This is a genomic window from Flavobacteriaceae bacterium GSB9, from assembly GCA_022749295.1.
In the GTDB taxonomy this organism is placed as follows: domain Bacteria; phylum Bacteroidota; class Bacteroidia; order Flavobacteriales; family Flavobacteriaceae; genus Flavisericum.
This window is the reverse complement of record CP062007.1, coordinates 3,340,001-3,366,988: the sequence shown is the minus strand read 5'-3', so window position 1 is coordinate 3,366,988 and position 26,988 is coordinate 3,340,001. Positions and strand designations below refer to the sequence as shown.

Below are 26,988 nucleotides of genomic sequence, written 5' to 3'. Positions count from 1 at the left end.
TTGTAATTTTAAAACTTCATCAACAAAAACTAAGCATGACCAAAAAAAGAATCGCCATTATTTTAGGTGTTATTGTTCTTCCTATTATTGCCTATTCATTTTTCAGTTCATCTTCTGATGAAGCTGTTTCACTAACCAATAAAGTAGTAAGAGGCACATTTTTAAATGAAGTCTTTATTTCGGGCGAAGCCCAATCCACAAGTTCAAAAAAAATAAACGGCCCCAGCAATACCAGACGATTTGGGCTGTACAACATTAAAATACAAGATTTGGTTCCTGAAGGTACCGTGGTTAAAAAAGGCGACTATATTGGCAAATTGGATGTTTCTGAACTTAACGGAAAAATACTTGATGCCCAACTAAACCTAGAAAAAGCACAATCGAGGTACACACAACAAGAGTTGGATACCACACTTACCCTAAAACAAGAGCGCAACGCCATAAAAGATTTACTTTTTAAAATTGAAGAAGACAAACTGGAGTTAGAACGCTCTATTTATGAGCCCCCAGCTACGGTACGTTCGTTGGAAATTAACATCGAAAAAACCGAAAGGGAACTAAAAGAAAAAAGAGCCGATTATTCCATTAAAAAAAGACAGGCCAATGCCAAAATGATTGAAGTTGGCACCGAGGTATCTAAATACAAAAAGCAGATAGAGGAATTAATGGACCTGCAAAAAGAGTTTACCATATATTCTGATGATGACGGCATGGTAACCTACGTTAAGGAATGGAATGGCACCAAAAAGAAAGTGGGCTCTACCGTTTCACCCTGGGAACCGGCCATTGCAAGCCTTCCTGACCTTAGCAAAATGGAATCTAAAACCTATAGCAACGAAGTTGACATTAGAAAAATTAAAAAAGGCCTTACCGCCAAAGTTGGGTTTGATGCCTTTCCCGATATCGAATTAGATGGTGTGGTAACCGATGTGGCCAATGTTGGTGAAACCAAAGCGGGCTCGGATATAAAATTGTTTCAGGTTTTAATTAAAATAAATGGTACCAATAAAAACATTCGCCCAGGAATGACAACATCTAACAGAATATTAACCAAACAACAGGACGATGTATTAATGGTGCCCCTAGAAGCCATTTTTTCAAAAGACTCTATTAGCTATACCTATGTGAAATCTGGTTTGTCCATCGAAAAAAAACAAGTTGAACTTGGGGTGTCAAATAACGAAGTTGTCATCATCAAAAAAGGCCTTAAAGAAAATGATGTCGTGTATTTAAACAAACCCGATGATATAGAAGATAAAAGCATCACATTATTGGAATAGCATGATAAACAGACTACTCTTTGAAAAGCTAAAATCCAATTTTAACGAAGCATTTTGGTTTATAAAAACCAATAAAGTAAGAACCTTTTTAACTGCCTTGGGTATTATTTTTGGTGTCGCTTCGGTTATCGCCATGTTGGCCATAGGAAATGGAGCCGAAAAAGAAATATTGTCTCAACTGGAACTTGTGGGCGTTAACAATATTGTTGTCACTCCCATACCTGATGAAGAAAACGAAGATGATGCTGGCGAAGAACAACAAGACAGTGAAGATGCCGAATCTAAGCGGTTTTCAAAAGGTCTGGACGTCATGGATGCACTTAACGTAAAAAAACATATTCCAAGTGTAAAATTGGTTAGTCCGGAAATTATCATGAAAACCTATATGATAAATAACGGCAAACAAAATCCGGTAAGGCTCATTGGTATTTCCCCTAGTTTTTTCGAAACCTCTAATATTGCTTTAGACAAAGGAAAGTCTTTTTCAAACTATCATATAAAAAATGCCATGCCGGTTTGCATAGTTGGTAAAAAAGTAGAAAAAAAGTTGTTTACCGGTGAAAGTGCTCTTGGAAAACAAATAAAAGTTAAAGATGTTTGGTTACAGGTAATAGGAGTTATTGAAGAAAAATTTATTTCAAATAAAGCTCAGGAAAACTTGGGCATTAGAGACCTCAATGAAGATGTTTATATCCCATTGAACACATTTTTAACCCGTTACAAAGACCGTAAGATAATAAGTGATAACATAGGCAGCAGCAACCGAAATGAAAATGGCCCAAAAAAGAAAATACCCCGCGGCAACTACCACCAAATTGATAAATTGACTATACAGGTGGCAAATTCAAACCAATTAAAAGCAACGGCCGAAGTGCTAAGTAAAATGTTGAAACGCAGGCATAACGACGTATTGGATTTTGAAATCACCATTCCCATTCAACTTCTAAAACAACAGCAAAAAACAAAACAGATTTTCAATATAGTCTTAAGCATTATTGCAGGTATTTCTTTGCTCATTGGAGGTATAGGCATTATGAATATTATGCTGGCATCCGTTTTAGAAAGAACCAAAGAAATAGGAATAATCAGAGCCATTGGAGCAACCGAAGAAGATGTTATTTTACAGTTTCTTTCAGAGTCTGTTTTAATTAGCGTTGGCGGTGGCTTTGTTGGTATTTTACTGGGTATTTTAAGCGCCTACATTATCGAAATGGTTTCTGGCATCGAAACCGTTTTATCCCTTACATCAATATTAGTTTCATTCTTTATTGCGGTACTAGTAGGACTTACTTTTGGCATATTCCCCGCCAAATCGGCCGCCAAAAAAAGACCTATAGAAGCACTAAGATCAGAATAATTCATCATGAAAAAAAAACTAATAATTACCCTTATAATTTTTCCGTTAATAGCCTTTTCCCAATCAAAACAAATTACACTTGGCGAGGCTATAAGTATTGCAAAAAAGAAATCACCAGATTATAAAATAAACCTCAACAGAAACCAAGCAAGTTATTGGCGCTTTAGAAATTATAAGGCCAGTTTTTTACCTGAATTACGATTCAATGCTATTTTACCAGAATACAGAAATGAAGTAGAGCTAATTACAAATGACGAAGGCCAAGATGTATTTAGAACCAAAAATCAACTGTTCGTACAAGGAGGTTTATCGTTATCGCAAAGTGTGCCCTATACCGGAGGAACCTTATCGATAAATTCACGTATTAACCGGATTGAACTTTTTGGACTAGACGAAAATATTGGCTATTCCGTAATTCCGTTTACGATAAATTATTTTCAAAACTCATTACTTTATAATGCGTTTAAGTGGGATAAAAAAATTGAACCTTTGGTTTACGAAGAATCCAAGCGTGATTTTATTGAAAACATGGAGCAAATAGCGGTAAGCACATCGCGCCGTTATTTCGAATTGCTCAAGGCCCAAATGCAACTGGAAATTTCCAAAACCAACCTAAAAAACCAAGACACCCTTTATCAAATTGCTGAAGGAAGATTTAAAATGGGAAAAATTGCCGAAAACGAACTGTTGCAAATGGAATTGACCCTTTTAAATTCTAAAAACCGAGTAACCACCAACACTATTGAAGTTAAACGTACCTCCCAAAACTTAGCCCGTTTTTTAGAACTCAATACAGAAAATATAGCATTGGCTGTACCCGAAGAGCTCCCTTTGTTTAAAGTGGATGTAAACAAAGCGTTAACCGAAGCCCAATCTAATCGAAAGGCTGTTATTGAGTTTAGAAGAAAACGCCTTGAAGCAGAAAAAGAAGTTGCTTTTCAAAAAGGAAACAACAGACTTAACCTTGGGGTTTCGGCTAATTTTGGTATTTCGCAAAATGGCGATGACTTTAATAACTTGTTCAACAACTACAACAAACAACAAAGCGTTAGGGTAACACTTGGCATTCCTATTTTTGACTGGGGTGTATCGAAATCCAGACGTAAAATGGCCGAGGCCAATTTAAACTTAACCAAAAACAACATTAACCAAGACATGCAGGAATTTGAACAGGAAATCTATCTTCATGTACTCAATTGGACCAATCAACGCGATTTTTTATTCACATCGGAAAAAGCCAAAAAAGTAGCCACCAAACGTTACGAAATATCAAAAAAACGATATGTTTTGGGAAAAATTACAATAACCGATTTAAATATTGCACTTCGAGAAAGAGATGATGCTGTTTTAAGATATTTAAACTCGCTTGAAAACTTTTGGCGCGATTATTACATATTGAGACAACTTACGCTGTACGATTTTATAAATGATAAAAAAATAGAAGTTGAAGACGTCCTTTACGATTAAAACTGCCAATTAATTCCTATTTTTGGCACATGGGGTTTACAAAAACTACAGAACAAGATTCTAATTACAACCATTTGGAAAACATGTCGGTTTTAGAATTATTGACTAACATCAATAACGAAGACAAAACCGTACCCTATGCTGTAGAAAAAGCACTTCCGCAGGTAGAACAATTAGTTGAACAGATTGTCACTAAACTAAAAGCCGGTGGGCGATTATTTTATTTGGGTGCTGGCACCAGTGGACGTTTGGGTATTTTAGATGCCTCGGAATGCCCGCCCACTTTTGGCGTACCCCACGAATTGGTAGTTGGCCTTATTGCTGGAGGTGATTCGGCCATTAGAAAAGCGGTAGAGTTTGCTGAAGACTCACTAACCCTAGGTTGGGAAGATTTACAAAACCACAACATCACTAAAAATGATGTTGTGGTTGGTATTGCTGCTTCAGGAACCACGCCATATGTTATCTCTGCCTTAAAAACCTGTAACGAAAACGATATTATTACGGGTTGCATAACTTGTAACGCTAACAGTCCCCTATCGCAAACGGCTCAATTTCCTATTGAAGTTATTGTAGGTCCCGAATTCGTTACAGGAAGTTCGAGAATGAAAGCAGGTACAGCCCAAAAACTGGTTTTGAATATGATTACCACGACAACCATGATTCAACTAGGGCATATTAAAGGCAACAAAATGGTTGATATGCAATTGAGTAATAACAAATTGGTTGATCGTGGCACCAGAATGATAATGACAGAACTAAATATTAACAGAGAAGAAGCAGAAATTCTGCTTAAAACCTATAAAAATGTGCGATTAGCCATTAAAAACTACAATTATGGAAAACAAAACGGATAAAATTATTCTTTTTAAGGGTATAAAAACATTAATCTTTGCGGTGTTGAGTCTTTTTATAGGCCCTATTTTACTCACTTTTGCTTTTAGTCAACCAGAAAACCCGTTGTATATTCCTTTGTTAATTGTGGGCTGTTTAATATGCGCTATGGCCGTTTTTTTAATTTTTAAAGGCATCAGACTTATAATGAGCAGTATGTTTAAAAACAAATAATCGCTACTCCTCTAAAATTTGCTTTGGTGTGGTAGGATTATACCCAAAGCTAGAATCTTCAACTTTAATATCTAGCCTATCAAAAATATAATTGATAATGGCGTAATGGTGAATGGTATGGCTATTGGCCTGGGCCAATAAAGCACCATAAGTATAGGGTATTTCCGTTTTACCGAGACCTAAATCATCCACTACCTTTACAGTATCTTCCATTATAAAATTGGCCGACTTCAGTTTTTGCTCAACTTTATTTAGATATTCTTGCGCACACGTGCAACTCGATTCTACATCTTTATTTCTTCGTCTCGCCGTTAAATCAATTTTGTTGTTCTGGCTTCCACTTAAAACACAGTCATAAAAATCTAAAATATGTCTAATGTGGGTACCGATACTAGAATGGTAAGGCGAAACGGAATCATTACATAATTGAACGTTGGACAAACTATTTAATATGCCATGCATTTTTTGCATGGTGCTTAAAGTAGATTGGATGATTATGCTCATGAGCACTAAAATAAATAAATTATTTAACAAATAATAAAAACGATAGTTTACTTAGTCTTAAATAGAGCGATATCTTACGTCTCTCTAAACACCAATCCCACACCCTACTTAAACCCCTGGTTTTCAAATGAAAAAATTTAAAAAAACAAAATGTTACATATATGGCATACTTTGAAACATATGTTTGATGACTTTATTCTGTTTCGATATAGATTTACTTAAAACAAAAATCTTAATTGAAATATGATTAACACAACAAACTTCAACTTTTTTAAAAAAACCTCTTTGATCTTAGCATTTGCAGTCTTCGCTACAACAGGTTGTTCCAGTAATAGTGATGATGGTGATGATAATAACCCTACTGGTTTTTGTGACCAATTACTTGTAAAATCACAAGAGTACACAAATATTCTTACCGCGTTTCAGGAAGATCCCTCTGAAACTACCTGCAACAATTTACGCAATTCTGCCCTTGAATTTATTGAAGCCGTAAAGGGGTGCTCAGAATTTTCAGAACAATATGCAGACCTTGAAAATGCCGCTCAAGAATGGACAGCCTTGGATTGCTCGAAAGAATTTGGAAATTAACAGTAAAAACCAACTTAACCTCTAAAATTCAAAATTGATTTGTCAACCAATTAAATTAAAAATAAAGGTTATGAAAAATAAAGTGATAATAACAATGCTATTGGCGTTTTGTTTCACACTGCCAACACAGGCACAGTTTTTAAAAAAACTTAAACAAAAAGCCGAACAGGCCGCCGAACGTACCATATTACGTAAAACGGATGAGGTTGTTTCTAAAAAGACTGAAAAAACAATAGATGACGCAACATTATCTAAAAAAAATAAGCCCCAAAAGGAAAATTCAAAAGAAAACGAACAGGAAACAACTGCTTTGGAGCCGGCAAATGCGGCCTTAAACAAAAACACCAAGGCCAAAAAGGATTTTTATAAAGAAGATGTTGTTATAAAGCTCCATGAAAATAGCAACCTAAACCAAACACAATTTTTTGACGCCAATCAAGTTGCCGTAAGATCTGAACAGGGTAATATGCCAAAACCTAGTTACATAGATAGCGAAGGCTTTATGTATTCGTATAAAGACGGCGAGTACACCAAATCGTCAATTATAGCACTCCAAAGTCAAGGCATGATGATTCCGACCATGATAGTCGAAGCTTATAAACTACCTCCCGAGCCTGTAATGGCCAGTTTGCAAAAACAAACTGATTTAGGTATGACCGCCAACCCTTTTAATGGCATTGTAGAATTTGCCTTTATATACAAACCTGACGATTTTAGATATGTGGATTTTAAAGAATCTAAACAAATCCTAAGAGGCAAAACATACACAAAATTCGAATTCCTAAACGAACCCGGTTATGAAGGCAGTTATGTGCTTTTCGATGACCAAGACCGATTAGTGGAAATCTATACCAAAAAAGGAGAAACCGAAGAACCTACATCGTTCGATATGAGCTTCACACCACCAGAAGCTGGCGAGAGTTTATTGCTCTATAATTACCAGCCCGTTGAGGTACAGCTCCCTCAAGCCAGAGAAGTTAAGGCTCAAGGCCAAGGGTTAATGGAGGGCGTAATGAAAAACGTTGTAAAAGGTGGCAATCAACCCAAAAATGATATTGATGAAGACGATTACGATACCAGCGATAGCAAAGGTATGACCAAAAGGATGAAAAAATCCTTAAAGGAATTTGATGTCACTAAAAAGGATTTGCCAGACTCTTATGATTTTGATTGGCTACTCGAAACCGAAATGGTTATCAATTCCAAAAATAAAGACGTAATGAACATGACCTTTCTCATTAAAGAGGATGCCCCATACCAAGCTACAAAAATAACTAGCAGAGAAAATAAAAATATGGGAATTACTACTATGGTTTTCGATTTAAACCTTAATGCTATGATTATGTTCATGGATGCCCAAGGCTCTAAGTTTTTACAAATGTATCCAACTCAAGATTCAGGGAAAACCGACATAGATATTGATAAATACAAAATTACAGAACTTCCAACAAAAACCATAATTGGCTATAACTGTAAGGGTCTTCAATTTGAAGATGACAGGTATATTATGAAAATTTACCATACCACAGAAGCAGATATCACACTTGCCAACTTTTTAAATTTTGGCGGACAAACCAAAATGGATTTTCCAGATATCGACCCAAGAATTACAAAACAATTCGCCAATGGCTTGATTATGGAAATGGACATGGTCGATAAAAAGAAATCCAAGAACAATGTCAATATTATAGCAAAGTCATTAAAAAAAGAAAAGTCATCCATAAAAAAAGGCGACTATAATGAAATGAAATTCCTTTCAGGGATGATGGGGAATTAAGTTAGTAAATCGAAAGAATAAAATAAAAATTATCCATTTACATGAAGTTGACACTTTACATAATGATCTTTCTTTTTATAAACACCATTTCAACACAGCTAAGTGTTAATGGCAAAATAAGCAATTACCAAAGCGGTAAAGCAGAAATTATTTTGCCAGTAAAAGAACCCAAAGCTATTGGCACCATAAAAGCTAATGGCAAGTTCGCCATAGAATTGGAAAACAACATGGCATCAGTCGTCACAGAGACTCAAAATGAAGCCAATACCAAAAGCAAAGACATTAGAATTAAAAACAATTCGGTTAGCAGGGCTTTTTATTGCGGTTCAGAAGATGTTAAAACTGTAAACGGTGAATTGGAATTAGAATCTTTAACCATGCAAGGAAATTTCTTCATCGGTATTATAAAAGACAAAAAACCTATCGGCAAATTAAGACTAGTTAGTTCTAAAGCTTTTAGTGAAAGTTACTTCTCCTATGGAAAAAAAGATTTTGTTACTGGTTATTATATAGACTTTTATTATGTCCCCGAAAGGGCTTCTGTTAAAGGAATTTGCAAAACCAAAACCTATACGCTTGATATGAAAAGCACTTTTAACCTCATACATCATTACGATATCGACTTAAAAAAAGGTTGGAACATTGTTAAAATTGAAGTTGAAGAAGTGTACACGGATCAAGAAGGGCATGTAAGACCATTAAAGTTCAAAATGCAAACCGTTGATAAGATTCCAAAAGAAACAAAATTTATTTTCTCAGAGGGTAAAACCCTTTAAAAAGAATATCAAGTATCTCGAATAAAAATTCAACAAACCCCTTACCTACCATTTTAATCCCTTTTGTTTGGCTCATAAAAATGAATAACTAACGTAATTAATAAACGTCATGATACCATCCAACCAGCAAATGAAACAATATGTTACTTTATTTTTCTTAGTACTATGTTCGTTTCTAGGATATTCGCAAGCACCCACAACGGCTTCTACAAATTTTTCAGTTGTTGAAACCGATGGCAACAGGATAAGGGTAAGCTTCACCCCCGGCGATGGAGCAAAACGTATAATAGTTGCTAAAGCATTGTCTCCTGTAACTGCTATACCAACAGATGGTGCGGATTACACGGCCGATGCATTTGGCTTGGGAAATGAACTTGCATCAGGCGAATTTGTGGTTTATGATGGTTCATCTTCCTCTTATATATACATAGAAGGCTTAATGCCTGATACAACATATTTTCTAAAAGTTTTTGAGTATAACGGCGTAGATTTTTCTACTGAATACCTTACCAGTAGTTTCTTAGAAGCCAGTATCCAAACCTTATCCGCTCCCACAGTTCAGGCCAGCAACATACAGTTTAGCAATGTATTGGGGGGGAGTATGACCGTTAGCTGGACAAGAGGCGATGGGCAGGGCTGCATTCTTATAGCTAAGGAAGGAAGCACGGTTGATATTGAGCCCGAAGACTTGATAAACTACAGCAGCAGCAGCAGCTTTGGAAGCGCAACACAAATAGGTACTGGGAACTACGCACTTTACGAAGGCTCGGGTACCAGCGACTATGTTTACAACCTAAAGTCAAACACAACTTACCACTTTGCCCTGTTTGAGTACAATGGCAGTAGTGGTAGAGTTTACCTTACCTCCACTTCTTCTGTTTCAACACCTGGCGCTACCGCCAGCCAGAGCACCACGGCCTATCCATCACTGAACACAACCAATATGAGCTTCAGTAACGTGGACGGCGACAGGTTCTACAGGAACTTATCGTCATCGTGGTACGGCAACGGACAGAACCGACTTATCATCGCCAAGGCAGGTAGCCCCGTTACCGCAGTGCCCACTGACGGTGCTTCGTACACCGCCAGTTCCACCTTTGGGGAAGGACAGGAAGTAGCTCCAGGAGAGTTCGTTATGTACAGTGGGCCCAACGGAGGCAGTTGGGTGTACGGCCTACAGCCAGAGACCACTTACTACTTTAAAGTCTTTGAGTTCAACGGTACGGGTACAGAAACCTTTTACCTCACCGGAAACGACACCAATGGAAACCCGCCGTACGAAGCCAACTATACTACTTTGTCTGAGCCCGTCCAACAGGCAAGTAACATACAATTCAGCAACGTTATTGGTACAGCTATGACAGTTAGCTGGACAAGAGGCGATGGGCAGGGAAGCATCCTAATTGCCAAAGAAGGAAGTCCTGTGGATATAGAGCCTCAGAACGGCATAAACTACAGCAGCAGCAGCAGCTTTGGAAGCGCAACACAAATAGGTACTGGGAACTACGCACTTTACGAAGGCTCGGGCACCAGCGACTATGTTTACAACCTAAAGTCAAACACAACTTACCACTTTGCCCTGTTTGAGTACAATGGCTCAAACGAAAGACTGTACCTTACCTCCACTTCTTCTGTTTCAACACCTGGCGCTACCGCCAGCCAGAGCACCACGGCCTATCCATCACTGAACACAACCAATATGAGCTTCAGTAACGTGGACGGCGACAGGTTCTACAGGAACTTATCGTCATCGTGGTACGGCAACGGACAGAACCGACTTATCATCGCCAAGGCAGGTAGCCCCGTTACCGCAGTGCCCACTGACGGTGCTTCGTACACCGCCAGTTCCACCTTTGGGGAAGGACAGGAAGTAGCTCCAGGAGAGTTCGTTATGTACAGTGGGCCCAACGGAGGCAGTTGGGTGTACGGCCTACAGCCAGAGACCACTTACTACTTTAAAGTCTTTGAGTTCAACGGTACGGGTACAGAAACCTTTTACCTCACCGGAAACGACACCAATGGAAACCCGCCGTACGAAGCCAACTATACTACTTTGTCTGAGCCCGTCCAACAGGCAAGTAACATACAATTCAGCAACGTTATTGGTACAGCTATGACAGTTAGCTGGACAAGAGGCGATGGGCAGGGAAGCATCCTAATTGCCAAAGAAGGAAGTCCTGTGGATATAGAGCCTCAGAACGGCATAAACTACAGCAGCAGCAGCAGCTTTGGAAGCGCAACACAAATAGGTACTGGGAACTACGCACTTTACGAAGGCTCGGGCACCAGCGACTATGTTTACAACCTAAAGTCAAACACAACTTACCACTTTGCCCTGTTTGAGTACAATGGCTCAAACGAAAGACTGTACCTTACCTCCACTTCTTCTGTTTCAACACCTGGCGCTACCGCCAGCCAGAGCACCACGGCCTATCCATCACTGAACACAACCAATATGAGCTTCAGTAACGTGGACGGCGACAGGTTCTACAGGAACTTATCGTCATCGTGGTACGGCAACGGACAGAACCGACTTATCATCGCCAAGGCAGGTAGCCCCGTTACCGCAGTGCCCACTGACGGTGCTTCGTACACCGCCAGTTCCACCTTTGGGGAAGGACAGGAAGTAGCTCCAGGAGAGTTCGTTATGTACAGTGGGCCCAACGGAGGCAGTTGGGTGTACGGCCTACAGCCAGAGACCACTTACTACTTTAAAGTCTTTGAGTTCAACGGTACGGGTACAGAAACCTTTTACCTCACCGGAAACGACACCAATGGAAACCCGCCGTACGAAGCCAACTATACTACTTTAGGCGAACCTACAGTGCAATCTAGTAATGCCTTTATAAGCAGCAGAAGCACTACAAGTATTAATATATCATGGACAAAAGGAAACGGCGCCCGTAGGCTATTAATCGGCAGACAAGATGGCCCTGTATCAGTAGAACCAGAAGATTTCACTAATTATAATTCAAACTCTGGAGGATTCTACAATGGTACTTATGAAATTGGTAATTCTGGTAATTACGTGCTTTACGCTGGTACCGGCACAAATGTTAATATCACTAATTTACTGTCAGGTCAAAACTATCATTTTGCTTTATTTGAATTTAATGGAAGTAATTCAAAACTATACTTAACACCAGGGTACAAATTTGCTTTAGAAACCTTTGGTGAACGACCCACAGTACAAGTTTCAAACGCACAATTTACAAATATAGATTTAAACTCATTTGATGTAAGCTTTAGCCCAGGAGACGGAACACGGAGACTCGTTATAGCTCGCGAGGGCAGTGCTGTTAATGTAACCCCTGCAGATTTTACCACATACAATGCTAGTTCAACTTTTGGAGATGGGGATGATTTGGGAAATGGCAACTTTGTCGTTTACAATGATTTTGGCAATATCTTTAACTTATCAGGTTTAAATCCATCTACCATTTATTATTTTGCTTTCTACGAATACGCCATCAATGAAAATGGTGAATTATATCTAGTTCCAGCCTATACAACATCCCAAAACACGACTTTCAATTATGATGTCGGTATATCAGCAATCAATTCTCCTGATTCGGGTTGTGATTTAACTTCAAATGAAGTAATTACAGTTGAAATCACAAATTATGGAGACCCAGCCATTAACAATCTTGATGTGGCCTACAGTATTAATGGTGGCGCAACAGTTATTGAAACAATAAATAATATAAATCTTTTATCGGGCAACAATACAACCTACACGTTTGCTCAAACGGCAAATCTTTATTCTGAAGAAACCTATAATATAAACGCCTATACGATAATTGAAAATGATATTGATGATACAAACGACAATAATTTAAAAAATATAACCCATTTTTCGCAACCAATTACTTCAATATCACAAGATATTACCATTTGCTCAGGAGAAACAACCACATTAACAGCTTCTGGAGGAAACTCATATCTGTGGAGTACCGGGCAAACTACTTCAGAAATATCAGTAATCCCGTCTGCAACGACAATCTATTCGGTAGACATTTCAAATACAAATGGCTGTACTAATACAGAGGAAGTGACCGTTACAGTTACACCGCTTCCAACGGTATCTTTAAATTTACCTTTTGAGAGTTTAAATATCGACGACACAGTAATAACTCTAGATATGGGTACACCTATGGGGGGCGTTTATTATTTCAACACCAGTCCAGAATCTACAATTACCAGTATTGATCCTTCAACATTATCGCCAGGAACCTATACCTTAATTTATGAATATGAGGAAAACAATTGTACTGGAACAGCACAAGATAGTTTCTCCATTATTGACAATACTGTTGTTGTTGTAGCACCCAGCCTTGATGACCTATGCGAAAGTGAATCTGACTTTTCTCTGCCCGACGGCACACCATCCGGCGGAACATGGTCTGGTGATTTTGTGGATGGAAATACGTTTTTAACCTCAAGTGCCTCCCCAGGTGAATATATGCTAACATATACCGTTTCCAACGAATCAGACACAACTATTATTACGGTTCTTGAAACACAAAAAGCGTATAAAGAAGTGACCATTTGTGAGGGTGATTTTTATGAAGTTGCTGGCCAGGTTCTCAACTCTTCAGGCATTTATACCATAGAAGACGGCACATCACCAAACGGGTGTCCTATTCAATATACCATCAACCTAACGGTTTCAAACCCAGGTGAAACTCCAATTATTGAATCAGCTTCAGGAAATACGCTTTGTGAAGATTCTGAAACAGTACTCACCACTCAACTCAGTACTCCTGTAATTTGGAAAAGAATATACGAAGGTGAATTTTACGATATGGGAACTTCAATTGAAATCACTACCAACTTGCCAGGACTTTACGAAGCAAAAATAGAGAATAACTTAGGGTGTGAAGCAGTTTCGGAGTTCTTTGATTTAAATATCATACAAACACCAACTATACAGACTTCTTCTGTTACTACAATCTGTATTGGAGAAACTATTGAACTTTCGGTCAACAATGCAGACACCCAAACATGGTCAACAGGCTCTAATTTAAGCAGCATAACTGTTGCCCCTAGTACTGATAAAGAGTATGCCGTTGAAGGCACATATAACAATGGCTGTACCTTTACAGATACGGTTTTCATTGAAGTGATTCCTGCATCACCTCCAGGAGAAGTAAGCAACATGACCCCCACTACGGGTTCTGTTAACATGACACAACCAATTAGCCTGTCTTGGTCTCCAAGTGCCAATAGTGTATACTATGACATCTATGTTTGGCCAACCCACGAAACAAAAAGCGAAACGCCTATAGTTTCTAACCTTCAAGAAATATCATATAACGTTAGAAACTTAATTCCTGCAACCGAATATTCGTGGCAGATAGTGGCAAAAAACACGTGTTTTGAAACCGCTGGCCCTATACAAACCTTTACACCATCAGGAACACCCGATTTAACTTTAGACAACGTTTCAATACCCACTGATGCTGTTGGAGGCGGTACGATAACAGTATCGTGGGAAGTAACAAATGTTGGTAACGGAAGTACAAATAACACTATATGGAAAGACCGATTATATCTTTCGCCCGACTTGGATTTACGTCGTGGTGACGATACGCTACTGGGAGAATTCACAAGTGTATCTTCTCTTAACCCTGGTGAATCATATACCAATGTTCAACAAGTAAACATCCCTTTGAACCATGTAGGCTCATATTACTTGTTCGTAATAACCGATAATGTTGATGGCTATTGTACTACAGAAAATGGAGAGTGTGTAAACGAAAGACGGTCTCATGGTGCCGACCTCATTGAGATAAACGAACAAAACAATCTGTTCTATCAAAAATTGTTTATTGAGATTCCGCCTGCACCAGATTTAAGCATGGTTAATGTTGGTGCGCCAACAAATGCTTTCTCTGGGGATAAAATAACAATTCAATATTCAGCTGAAAATATAGGCGAAAGAACAGCAATAGGCGGTTTTTGGTGGAAACCTCCATATATAGTATTTGATATAAATATCAGTTCTGGTGGCAATTCAGGCGGTTATGGAGGTAGCTCATCTATTTCGTTTTCTCCAATTCCACAAAATACAGATTACGATCCATGCATATTTGAACGCCATTGGAGAGATGCCATATATTTATCTAAATACCCTACATTTTCATTTGCGACAGCAAAGAAAATAAAAGATTACCGAGCTTCTTTAGGACAAAACGGTGGTGGTTGTGTCATCAATGACTATTTAGAAGTAAATGACACCTACAACTATTCTAAAGAAATTGAAATCCCAGAAAACATATTTGGTGAATATTACATATACGTAATCAGCAATTTTATGGGGATGTACGAGCCTATTTATTCCAATAATATTATTAGAAGTGAGCCTATCAACATTGTGCTTACGCCTCCTGCAGACTTAGCATTAATATCAATAAACACACCAATCGAGGCAACAGCAAATCAAGATTTAACCATATCGTGGACTGTGGCAAACCAAGGCATTAATCCGCCTATAAAAAATTCATGGGTAGACGAAGTGTTCATTTCAAAAGAACCTACATTCAATATAAATGAAGCGACCTCACTTGGCAATAATTCATTTTTTCAAAATGCAGAAGTTTTCATTTCAGGAAAGAGTATTACCGGTGATTTTGAAAACGGCATGTCATACACGGTCACAAAAGGTTTTAAACTTCCTGAAAAAACCGAAGGTGATTATTACGCTTACATAATTACCGACGTAAAAGATGATATATTTGAATTTGAAACGAGTGCCAACGACACTATTAGGAGTAACCTTATCAGCATTAATTTGGATAACCGGCCTGATTTAGTACCAGTTTCTATATCCTACCCAGAAACCATAACACGCACACTCCCTTTTAATTTAAAGTATCGGGTGAAAAATTTAGGCACTAAAGAATCTAGTTCTCGAAGCGATAGAATATTTTGGTCTGAAAATACCGAATGGAATCCTAGAAACGCAAAAGAGCTCAATACAAAAAACATATCTACAGCCATCAATGTAAATCAAACCATTGAGTATACCAGAACGTGTACTTTGCCCAGTACTGTTCCTGATAATATTTATTTTTTCATTTATGTAGATGCTTACGACAAGGTATTTGAGATAGACGAACTAAACAATAAAATGAGTAATGCTTCTATAAGTCTAAATTCGCCTATTATTATTAATCCACCAGAACCCGCCCCTATAGACTTAGATATTGCTCTTACCAATATTGATGCGCAGGGCACAGCCAATTCTGGAGAAGAAATCCCTATAAATTGGACGGTTGAAAACTTTGGAACTTCTGATGTCTTATCATCATTTGTTACTCGGGTTTATTTGAGTTTCGACACCCAATTGAGTGCAGACGATTTTTATCTAGGGCAACGATCTATCTCTAAATTAATTGGAGGTGGCAGTATTACACAAAATGCAACTTTTAAAATACCCAATGGCATTGAAGGTGATTTTAACATTATTCTTTGGGCAGATTTTGATAATAGGTATGAAGAAGATAAAGATAAAATCAACAATCAATTATACATACCTATTCAGCTCATATTACCCCCTCATGCCGATTTGGTTATTACCAATTTTAGCGCTCCTGAAACGTTAGTTAATGGGCAAAGTTTTACCATAAGCTATACGGTACAAAACCAAGGTCTTGGTGAAACAAAAAACGAGTGGTACGATAAATTCTACCTTAGTTCACTTCCAACGGCTACCTTACAAAACAACGGCATAGGAGGATCTTTAAAAGAAACTGTTCTAGCTCCCGGCGAATCTGCAACAACGGAAGTCAAGCTCAAAATCCCTGATCATGCATCTGGTAATTATTATCTGATAGGGGAAACAGATTCCTCAAACAAAATTTATGAAGGGTTTGAAAATGGTGAATCTAACAATGAAACCTCCCAGCTTGTTTTAATAGAAATTCAAGACCCTTCTGATCTTAAAATTAATTCTATAAACACAGATACACAAGCCACATTGGGCGATTCATTCGACTCTCAACTAGTTGTAAATAATATTGGCGATAATACGGCTGTTGGAAACCTAGCAAATGCTTTTTATTTATCTCCCCAAGCTGAGTACAATGGTGCGTTGGCATCTTTAATTGGATCAAATGATTTTTCAATCACTTTAGCACCAGGAGAAACTAGAATTTTCGACCTTACGGGAAATGTTAGAGGTTTATTTCCAGGCAATTATTATGGAATCGGACGAACTAATATTCAATCTTCTATAAACGAGAATGACTTTACCAATAATAGTTTGGCCACAAATGAAACCATAGCGCTTGACGTTAGAATTTTACCGTTAAGTACACCAACTACAAAAAATATAGAAAATCAGAATTGGTTGTATTATAAAATTTCGGTTGAAGAAGGTAAAGATTTGATTATTGATATAGAATCTACCCGAGACATAGGAAACAATAATGTTTATGTATCTCATGAAACCGTACCTACTCCAAATCTGTTTGAATTTCAAAGTATTTACAAAAACTCGACAGATCAGCGTGTTTTGGTGCCCAACACAAAAGCAGGTGACTATTATTTATTAATCAATACAGATTTGTCAGCCTTGCAAACTTTAACCATAAACGCTGAATTATTAGATTTCAGTTTACTTTCTGTTTCCCCAAATACAGTTGGAGATGGTAAGGTTAGTACTTCAATTACTGGTGCTGGTTTTAGACCAGATATGGTTGCTCGATTATTAAATAACGGTACAACGGTTAACACTGCTTTAAGTATAAACTTACAAAGTAGCATGGAAGCAGAAATATCATGGGATTTATCAGATGTTGCATTCAATACCTATGATTTAGAAATTGAAAACCCTGATGGTTCTTCCGTAATATTGAATCAATCAATAACAGTTGAAGAAAGCACTGGATACAGTAATTTAACATATGATATATTATCGCCAGATTTATTGCGAAGAGGACGAAGTGCCTTTTTTGAGTTCATTATTAGAAATGATAATAATGTCGACACGCCCGGAGTTTTAGCTGAAATAGCCATGCTAGACAATGTAGATATTTTAGATATCAGTGTCAGCGGAAAACTCAAAAAAAATTCTGTTACTGATGTTTACGGTAGACTTCAAGATATGCCAGACTACAAATCAAACGAAGGTTATCAACTTATTCCATTTACGGCTAGAGATTTTAAACCAGGTGAAGTTATGATGGCTAGTGTACACATTGCTAATTTTTCTGGCAACACCTTCCCTTTAAGGGCAAGGGTAATAGGTGGAAACGAAGAAACTATGGTTTTTAATGCACTAAAAAATATTGAATCCACTCGACAACTTGCTCTAGAAACACCAGGTTACCTTAGTGATAACAGAGAGTTAGTAGAAGACAAGACTGCTTTTTCTAAATTGATGCTCAAAAACTATGTAGAATATGGATTCTTAAAAGCCAGCGATACACTTCTTGTAGATTTTGAATGTGAAAACTGTCAAAACGAAATAGCGCTAAACCAAAACACTTATAACCCAGGCATTCAAGGCCCTGATATATTACGAGCTTCAAATGCAACGTTTAGCCCTGGAGCCAACTACAACTGGGAAATAAATAAATATAATGGCGAAGCTGGTGCCAATTTAGGTCATGATATCATGAACCTATCTGGTAAGCTTAATATAGAATCGACCCCTGAAAATCCTTTTACAATTAATATTAAAAGTTTAGACTACAGCAACTCCCCAACTTATTTAGCTGGTTGGTATCCTGCTGTTGACAAATGCTGGACGATTTTAAAAGCCTCCGATGGTATCGTAGGATTCGATGTCTCAAAATTTTTAATTAATACAGATGGCTTTACAGCCTATAACTACATCTATGGAGGAACTTTTTCAATTGAAAAAATCAACGATAATGAATTGGCTATTTGTTTTACAGCTTATAAACCTGGATTGGGTGAGGATGGTGTCCCTGGCGCTCCCGGTGGTATTGGTGAAGACGGTTCTCCTGGTGGACCAGGTGGCCCTGGCAATCAATACATAAGCTCAGGAAAAGGAGGTGTTGGTGGGCCAGGTGGCCCCGGATATGGTTCTATTTCTCCGGGTAATCAAGGTCCCGATGGACCAGATGGTTGTACTTATGGAATTGATTGTGAATGTCCTGAAAACGGAAGCTGCAACGAAATTTGTAATGGCATTGATGATAATGGCGACGGCATAATTCCTTTAGTTGAACAAGATTTGGATGGTGATGGATTTTCGAAATGCCAAGGCGACTGCAATGATTATGACAGTAGCATTTATCCAGGTGCAGTTGAAATTCCAGATGGAAAAGACAATAATTGTGATGGTGTAATTCCTTCAAATGAAATAGACAACGATAATGATGGTTTTGCTGAGTTTGAAGGTGACTGTAACGATTTAGACAGTAGTATCTACCCAGGTAAAAAAGAAATATGCCATGATGGAAAGGACAATGATTGTGATGGTATTATTGATGAAAATTGTGATACTTGTACAGCAACCGATGACAACGATAATGACGGCTACACTATATGCGAAGGGGATTGTAATGATAATAATAGCCTAATCCATCCAGGTGCTCCAGAATTATGCGATGGTATAGATAATAATTGTAATGGGCTAATTGATGAAGATTGTGATGATGATGAGCCTTATATTCCTCCTTACCCGAACTGTTTTGGTGAAAATTGCGATCCTAAACCAGTTGACTGCTCGAGTGGTAGTATTCTTGGTGCGCCTCCCGGTACACCTTGTCCAAAACCAGAACCAGAAAAAGATCCTGATTTTGATGATGACAATACTCCAAATGACCCGGACAATCCGAATGACCCGAACAACCCGAATGACCCCAATGACCCCAATGATCCAGATAGTCCACCCGGCCCAGGAGGAGATTGCTCTGCAACTGGTGGCGGTGGTGATGGTACTCCTAGTTGGTGCGATGTTGCTTTTGTTGCTTTAGATTGTGGTCTGTCTGCTGGAGGATGCCTATCAAGTTTGGTTTTTTGCGCTACTGGAGCGGGTTGTGTTATTCCTGTTATTGTCTGCAGTGCAGGAGGATTAAGTTGTGCATTTTCATTAAATAACTTAAACGATAAAAGTGAAGCTGCATCCACAGCTTCAGAGTTTGGTTGTATAGGTAATGCAGCTGCAGATGCTTTATCGGGAGGATCAGGTATTACAGGTTTAGCGCTTTGTTATGGCCAACAATATTTCTGCAAGCCAGTAGTAGGCTCATGTGACCCCAATGAAATTATTGGCCCAGAAGGCTTTGGACCAGAAAAATTCGTATCAAATAAAGAGACCTTAAATTACACAATTAACTTTGAAAACGACCCTGATTTTGCCACAGCCCCCGCTCAAAGAGTTGTAATAAGACAAGTGTTAGGCGATAATTTTAACCCTGCAAGTTTTAGGCTACAAGGCTTTGGCTTTGGAGATTATTCGTTCACCGTTCCGGAAGGGCTTTCAAGTTATAGTACTCGACTAAAACTTACTGATGAAATTGGTATGGATGTTAACGTTTCAATCGGTATAGATGTTGTAAATTCTGAATTATTCTGGAGTTTCCAATCCATAGATTCCGAAACAGGGTTACCGCCCTATGAAGCGTTAAAAGGTTTTTTACCTGTAAACGATGACAACGGTGCTGGAGAAGGTTTTGTCAACTATTCTATAAAAGCAAAAAGTACAACCATTACAGGTGATGAATTGAAAGCTTCTGCAAATATCTTTTTTGACATTAATGAACCAATAGCTACTAATGAGGCTGTTAATATTATTGATGCTGTGTCACCAGCTATTGATGCTATTACCGATAGCAATCTGGAGTTCGAAACTATTCAAAGTTTTGGTATAAATGCAACCGACGATATTGGAGGAAGTGGTATTAGAGGTTACGAAGTATATCTTTCAGAAAATGATGGTGAATTTAATTTAATCTCAGAAGTTCTTGGGATTGATGATAAATTTACATTCGAAGGAGAACCAAATACCTCATATTGCCTCGCTCCAGTAGTTATTGATAATGTTAATAACAAAAGTGAGATTCATTCAGAAAATACTATCTGTTATACCACGCCTGCGGAAGAAGATATCACAACAGAATACTTTAAACTAACAACAGAACAAGTTGGAAACGGTACTATTACAATGCTACCTAGAACCAGCTACTTTGAAAGTGGAACAAATGTTACCGTAAACGCTATAGCAGATGACGGATGGCAATTTGTACAATGGGAAAATGACCTATCGGGTTCTGTTGGTTCTGAATCTATAATTATGGATAGTGATAAAAGCATCAGAGCAGTGTTCGTTCAAGAAACTTATACGCTATCCATAAACACTCAAGGCAACGGAAGTGTTTCGGTAAACCCTGAAAGTGGGCCTTACCTATCGGGTACAGAAGTATCTTTCGCTGCATCCTCAGAAAATGGATGGACATTCGATAGGTGGGAAGGCGATTTGAACAGCTTCAACACCAATGACAATATCATAATGGATTCTAATAAAACTATAACGGCTATATTTGTTGAAGGGTTGGTTGTTAGGGCCCAAGCTTTTGACGCTACTTGCACCGAATCCTTCAACGGGAATATAGACATTGAAGTCATTGGAGGCACACCACCTTACACTTTTGACTGGGATAATGATGGCACCGGTGCTGCAGATTTAGACCCAGACCCAGAGGATTTAGCAAACATCAAAAGTGGAACGTACAGTGTTTTGGTTACCGATGTAAACGGAATCACAGCTACTAAAACTGTTACTGTTGGTATAAATGATGTCGTTTACCCTGAAATAAGTAATATCGATGACCAAATTGAATCCTTAAACAATAATTGTACAATAATCGTAAAAGATTATAGCTCTATTGCTGGAATTAGCGATAACTGCAATGGTACATTGCAAATCAATCAATATCCAGAAATAGGAGCAGAGATTACTCAAACTACAAATGCTATTTTAACAGTAACCGATGCTTCTGGGAATAAGTCTTCAGTATCCTTTAAAATTATACCAGAAGATACCGAAGCACCTGTTATAACGCCAATTAACAATCAACTTTTGGATAGAAATGAAAATTGTACAGTTTACTTGCCGGACTATTCGTCCATCGTGGAAACGACCGACAACTGTACTAGCAATATCAATATTACACAAGTTCCTGCTGCCACAACTGTAATTTCAGAAAATACTCAGGTAACCATAATAGCTAGCGATAGTCAAGGTAATGAATCAACTGAAACATTTACTCTTGAGATAAAAGGAGATTTACAGGTATACTATTATGATGGCGATGGCGATGGTTTTGGCGTTGATAATGTATTGACGAATAAAACGGTATGCCAACTACCTGGCGACAATTATAGTACAATGGCTGGTGATTGTGATGACAACGATCCTTCAAACAATCCAAATACAAATGAAGAAGACTGCAGTACTTTAAGCATTGAAAATGAACAAAAGTTCAACTTTAAGCTATATCCTAATCCTGCAAAGGAAAAGTTAACTATAGAGTTTTTAAACGCCATTGGAGATAAAACTGAATTTACAGTATTTGATTCTTTAGGTCGAGAAATTATTTCTAAAATGGCAAGTAATAAATCAAAAGTTACATTAGACCTTAATGAGAATTACCAAGATGGTGTGTATCTCATTAAAGTGAGCAACGAAGGAAAAACCGAAACTAAACGATTTGTTGTTTTGAGATAAAACAGGAATCAATAAATTTTAAGGCGGGCTTAGAGAAAGGCTCGCCTTAATTTTTTAATACCTCTAAAACCAAACGCAACTCACCATAACTAAATTTATCATCTAATTGATGCTTTAAGTCTGATAAGTCTTCAAAATTGTACTTCTGAATGATGCTTTTCAATTCTTCGAAATGTTCAGCAAAAATAAAATCGGTTACTTTTATTTGACCAGAAGCAACAAAACTGGCCAAATACGCGAATATTATATTTTTGTTGGGTTCACATTCATTGGCAATTTCTTGGATGAATCTTCCAGATTTAAACTTTTGCAATGATTGCTTTTCGGTATCTCCTTTTTCTTTTTTGGTTGGGGAGCATCAAAAATTTCTTGTCCTTTTGATGTTTCAATATTTTTTAATCAAAATAGGCCCTTATAACTTCTAAAATTTTAGAAACATAGTTCTTTACATGAGTTTTTCCCTTTCCGTTCACCTCCAAAAGTTCTATTTTATTATATGGTAAAGTTTCAAACATTTCATTTGAGACCTTTTGTAATAAATAAACTTGTACTTATTACCCGTTTTAAGCTAGTTTTTAATCATTAAATTTATTCAATCAAATAGATTGGATAAAAATCACTATAAAAACTCAAGCTACTTTTTCAAGTACTAACCCAGTTGCAGTTAAACCAGGTCCGAATGCTAGCGCAATGATTTTAGTGTTGGGCTTAATATTAGGATCCTTTACAATTTCACTAAAAATATGAGGAACTGTTGCTGAAGACATGTTTCCATTATTTTTTAGAACCTCATAGGACCAATGCGCCTGTTTTTTATCTATTCCTAGCTCGTTCACAATGTGATCAACAATTTTTGGTCCACCAGGATGTATGGCATAATATATCGAATCTTTTTGCTCCTTAAAGTTTAAATCAATTTTATTACACATATCCGTAACGAACTTCTCTATATTTTTTTTTATAAAAATAGGTACACGTTTAGAAAGCGTCATTAAAAAATTATACTCTCCCAAATTCCAAGTCATATCCTCCAAAGAATCAGGTATAATTACTTCATGAGAAGCCAGTATTTTTAATCCAACTTTATTCTTAATAGAATCATCATCGAAAAAACTTGCTTCATCATATAGCGAATAACCAATAAATCCATCTGCAAACAATGAACAAATCACTGTATTAGCGGGCGAGAATTCCGTTAAATTTAAATGAGTTGACAATAATTCTGTATGCACAATATCAACCCTTCCCTTTTTTTCACTGTAACTTAATAATCCTGAACCTGTCCGTATAGCAGGAAAGGCTCCATAACACCCCATATGATAAGAATGAGTAACGCTTACATCGTCCCAATTACGCTCTATAACGGCTTCTTGCGCTAAACTTGGAGCAGAATAACCAGAACATGTTACATGTATAATACTTTCAGGCTTATTGGGTGAATATTCATAAAATTTATCAAAAACACATTTTACTTTATTCTTAAACCAATCCATACGAGCCCCTATCTTCGGACCATAATGGCTTCCTTGTAAATCTTCAAAACCAACAGGAAAAATATAATCCCAAGGCTCTGTATACTCCATTTCATTTACAATAAATGACTCTATCTCATCGAAAAGTAATACTTGTCTTTTTGCTATATTATTCGATGAAACGGCATATTTATCAACATGTTCGGATACTTCTTCAAAAAATATAGGTTCTTTTTCATCTATGTTTCCTTCTGCAACTAAAACAGGATGATTTTGATAATGATAGTACAAAAATTTTGTATACTGATTCAACTTGTCTTGACTAATTAACTTTCCAGCCAAAATAGGATGAAAGTTAGATATAATTATATTTTTCATATCAATTATAATTTAGTATTAATAATAGGTTAAGTAATAATGGTTGGTATGATATCCATCATATATTTAATATCTGGTTTTTAAAATATTGACTCCTTGTAAACGTAGTATGCTAAATTCAGTCTAAATATAGAGATAAAATGATTTTAAACGAATAAAATAACGTTTAATCGATGAAATACATAAAAACAACTAGATTTTGTATGAATTAAAATACAAATATTAACACCAGAAGGAAAGACTTAAAAGGTTGATAGCAAATATTATAAGTGTATTTTACAGCATTTTCTAACCTATCGTTATCTAGATTGAATATAGAATGGGACATCCTTTAAATATAGAAATGTATTGTTTAAATTACTTATTTGGGTAAAATATAGTTTTTCATTGATTAAATAACTTAAAGTTCCCTTCTTTCCGTGAAGGGTTCCCAAAAAAGCAAAGACCTACTCTCCAACGGATGCAATACCATCGGTGCTAACGGGCTTAACTTCTCTGTTCGAAATGGCAAGAGTTGAGCCCCGTTACTATAAAAACTATAACTTTAAACTATTTACTACTCATTCGAGAACCTCCAGTTGCTCAGGTTTTGCAAACATTTTTCCAGTTAAACTAAATACACATTAAACCCCGTGTCTTAATCCTTCAAATACTCTAACACCAAACGCAGCTCACCATAAGAATACTTATCACCCAGTTGATGCTTCAAATCGGATAAATTTTCGAAGGATATTTGGGGAATGGCAGTTTTCAACTCATCGTAATGTTCTGCAGACATCAAATCAGTTACTTTTATTTCTCCAGCATGAACAAAACTGGCCAAATGCCCGAAAATTGTATTTTCGTTAAGCTCACGTTCATCTGCAATATCTTGGATAGATTTACCAGACTTAAACATCCGTAATGATTCCTTTTTAGTATCACCTTTTTTTCTTTTGGTTTTAGGAACTTTAAAAAGTTCTATTTCACCCGACACTTCAATATTATGTTCCTCACAATAGCCCCGAATAACCTCTAAAATATTAGAACCATACTTCTTAACACGCGTTTTACCCATACCGTTAACCTCTAAAAGTTCATTCTTATTGGTTGGTAAGGTTTCACACATTTCATAAAGCGCCTTTTGTGTAAATATTTGATAATGTATTAAGTCTTTTTCCTGAGCTAAATCATTTCTAAGCGTGCGTAACCTTTCAAAAAGCTCAATATTACTTGTGCCTTCCACAATGGTTTTACGTTTCTTTTTAGGTTTTTCTTTTTCTGTAAATACAGCCTTCGCACGTAATTCCAAAAAACTGTTAACATGAAAACCATCAACAATTTCTTTAAAATATAGCTGCTTTGTTGCCAATAGCGCTTCAAAGGCATCAAGGTGTTTGGTAATCTCGCTTCCAATAGCCTGATTATCTGTTGTAAACCCGAAGCTTTGTAAAGGTGCTGCAACATGTTTTACGATTTCTGTTTTAAAATAAGTAACGGCTTTATTAAACCGGTCTTGAATAGTTTTACTTTGTTCCGGCAATACCGGGTCATTTTCAGAAAGTTCTTTTAACTGATTTTTAAACCCATTACTAACCTTTAAAAAATGGGCAATTGTACTTTTTAACTTTTCAAAAGTATCACCAATAGGTCCCTCAACTACAGTTCTATTTTTATAATAGACATCTAAAATTCGATTGACTGGATGCAAGAACGCATAAAAATTAAATAGCTCTTCAATCAATTCTAACTGAAACGCTTTTTGAGATTGTGTTAAAACTTTTTCATCTGGAGCATTTTTTTCAGCATCTTCATTGAAGGCATTTACTTGATTGTCGCTAATAATCTGGCTCGGGTGCACTTTACTTTTTAACACCAAACCTTCTAATGATTTACAGCGACTCAGTGCCACATAAGTTTGCCCGTGTGCAAATGCGCCTTGAGCGTCAATTATGGCTCTTTCAAAAGTCAACCCTTGGCTTTTATGAATAGTTATAGACCAAGCTAAACGGAGTGGCATCTGGGAATATGAGCCAATTTTTTCTTCTGAAATAGCTTTGGTTTCAGAATTAATAGAATAATTAATATTTTCCCAAGTTTCAGGAGTAACAATGATATTAAACTCATCTTCAGGACAATGTACTACAACTTCATCGGTATCTAAATGGATAACTTTTCCTATTTTTCCATTGAAGTATCGCTGTTCTCCACTGCTATCGTTTTTAACAAACATCACTTGAGCTCCAACCTTTAATTCTAAATTTTCATTATTCGGATAAGCATACTCAGGAAATTTCCCTTCAATCTCAGCTTTATAGGTCAGTGATTTGCTTTTTAATTTATCTAATTCCACCCTGTTGGTCGCTTCAGCTTTATTATTGTGTGTCGTTAGTGAAATATAACCTTCATCTGCCTTGGGTTGAAAATCTTGAATAAATCGTTTGTTGAGTTCTTCTGCTGCCGATTCACTAAGTGTATTATTCCGTATTTGATTAAGAATCTCTATAAACTTTGGGTTTTCTTGTCTGTAAATGTGTTTTAATTCTATGGTAATCGCCCGGCTTTGTTGAAATGCTATACTGCTAAAGAAAAACCCGTTCTTATAAATATGTTTAAGCAAATCCCATTCCTGTTCTT

At 37.1% G+C, this 26,988-nt stretch carries 13 protein-coding genes (1 of these 13 running past the window's edge); 9 read left to right on the top strand and 4 right to left on the bottom strand.

The features are described from left to right. The first annotated feature begins 35 nt into the window (after positions 1 to 35). The 5 genes from GSB9_03000 to GSB9_02996 are packed head-to-tail and all read left to right on the top strand — an operon-like array spanning position 36 to position 5,172. On the top strand, positions 36 to 1,280 hold the full coding sequence (locus GSB9_03000) for an RND transporter (protein ID UKM66410.1): 1,245 nt from the start codon (positions 36 to 38) through the stop codon (positions 1,278 to 1,280). Between the two features lies 1 nt (position 1,281). Then, a complete protein-coding gene (locus GSB9_02999) occupies positions 1,282 to 2,637 on the top strand; it encodes an ABC transporter permease (GenBank protein ID UKM66409.1) in 1,356 nt (451 codons plus the stop codon). A 6-nt stretch (positions 2,638 to 2,643) separates the two neighbouring features. Beyond that, positions 2,644 to 4,104 carry a TolC family protein gene (locus tag GSB9_02998; GenBank protein ID UKM66408.1) on the top strand — a complete coding sequence of 487 codons (1,461 nt, stop codon included), beginning with the start codon at positions 2,644 to 2,646 and terminating at the stop codon, positions 4,102 to 4,104. 29 nt (positions 4,105 to 4,133) lie between these two features. Then, positions 4,134 to 4,961, top strand: coding sequence for an N-acetylmuramic acid 6-phosphate etherase (gene murQ / locus GSB9_02997; GenBank protein UKM66407.1), 828 nt, complete (start codon positions 4,134 to 4,136; stop codon positions 4,959 to 4,961). Beyond that, entirely contained in the window at positions 4,942 to 5,172 is a 231-nt protein-coding gene (locus tag GSB9_02996; GenBank protein UKM66406.1) for a DUF6095 family protein, read from the top strand. Before murQ ends, GSB9_02996 begins: the two co-directional genes overlap by 20 nt. Before the next feature lie 3 nt (positions 5,173 to 5,175). Here the strand turns inward: GSB9_02996 and GSB9_02995 are convergent, their stop codons facing one another. Beyond that, complete coding sequence (locus GSB9_02995; protein UKM66405.1) at positions 5,176 to 5,676, bottom strand: hypothetical protein; 501 nt, start codon at positions 5,674 to 5,676, stop codon at positions 5,176 to 5,178. A 285-nt stretch (positions 5,677 to 5,961) separates the two neighbouring features. On the opposite strand from GSB9_02995, the gene GSB9_02994 reads away from it, so the two are divergent. The 4 genes from GSB9_02994 to GSB9_02991 all read left to right on the top strand — a co-directional run bounded on the left by GSB9_02994 (position 5,962) and on the right by GSB9_02991 (position 22,522). Beyond that, entirely contained in the window at positions 5,962 to 6,264 is a 303-nt protein-coding gene (locus GSB9_02994; GenBank protein ID UKM66404.2) for a hypothetical protein, read from the top strand. A 70-nt stretch (positions 6,265 to 6,334) separates the two neighbouring features. Further along, entirely contained in the window at positions 6,335 to 8,041 is a 1,707-nt protein-coding gene (locus tag GSB9_02993; GenBank protein ID UKM66403.1) for a hypothetical protein, read from the top strand. 41 nt (positions 8,042 to 8,082) lie between these two features. Further along, on the top strand, positions 8,083 to 8,817 hold the full coding sequence (locus GSB9_02992; GenBank protein UKM66402.1) for a hypothetical protein: 735 nt from the start codon (positions 8,083 to 8,085) through the stop codon (positions 8,815 to 8,817). A 109-nt stretch (positions 8,818 to 8,926) separates the two neighbouring features. Further along, on the top strand, positions 8,927 to 22,522 hold the full coding sequence (locus GSB9_02991; protein ID UKM66401.1) for a T9SS type A sorting domain-containing protein: 13,596 nt from the start codon (positions 8,927 to 8,929) through the stop codon (positions 22,520 to 22,522). A 46-nt stretch (positions 22,523 to 22,568) separates the two neighbouring features. Here GSB9_02991 and GSB9_02990 read toward each other — a convergent pair whose 3' ends face one another. The 3 genes from GSB9_02990 to GSB9_02986 all read right to left on the bottom strand — a co-directional run. Then, entirely contained in the window at positions 22,569 to 22,835 is a 267-nt protein-coding gene (locus GSB9_02990) for a helix-turn-helix domain-containing protein (protein ID UKM66400.1), read from the bottom strand. 316 nt (positions 22,836 to 23,151) lie between these two features. Then, positions 23,152 to 24,372 (bottom strand): hypothetical protein, encoded by a 1,221-nt coding sequence (locus GSB9_02988; GenBank protein ID UKM66398.1) that lies wholly within the window; start codon positions 24,370 to 24,372, stop codon positions 23,152 to 23,154. A 637-nt stretch (positions 24,373 to 25,009) separates the two neighbouring features. Further along, positions 25,010 to 26,988, bottom strand: partial view of a helix-turn-helix domain-containing protein gene (locus GSB9_02986; GenBank protein ID UKM66397.1) — the 3' portion only. 460 nt of this gene lie beyond the right edge of the window; 1,979 of the gene's 2,439 nt are visible here — the last part of the coding sequence; its start codon lies off the right edge, out of view; it ends in the stop codon at positions 25,010 to 25,012.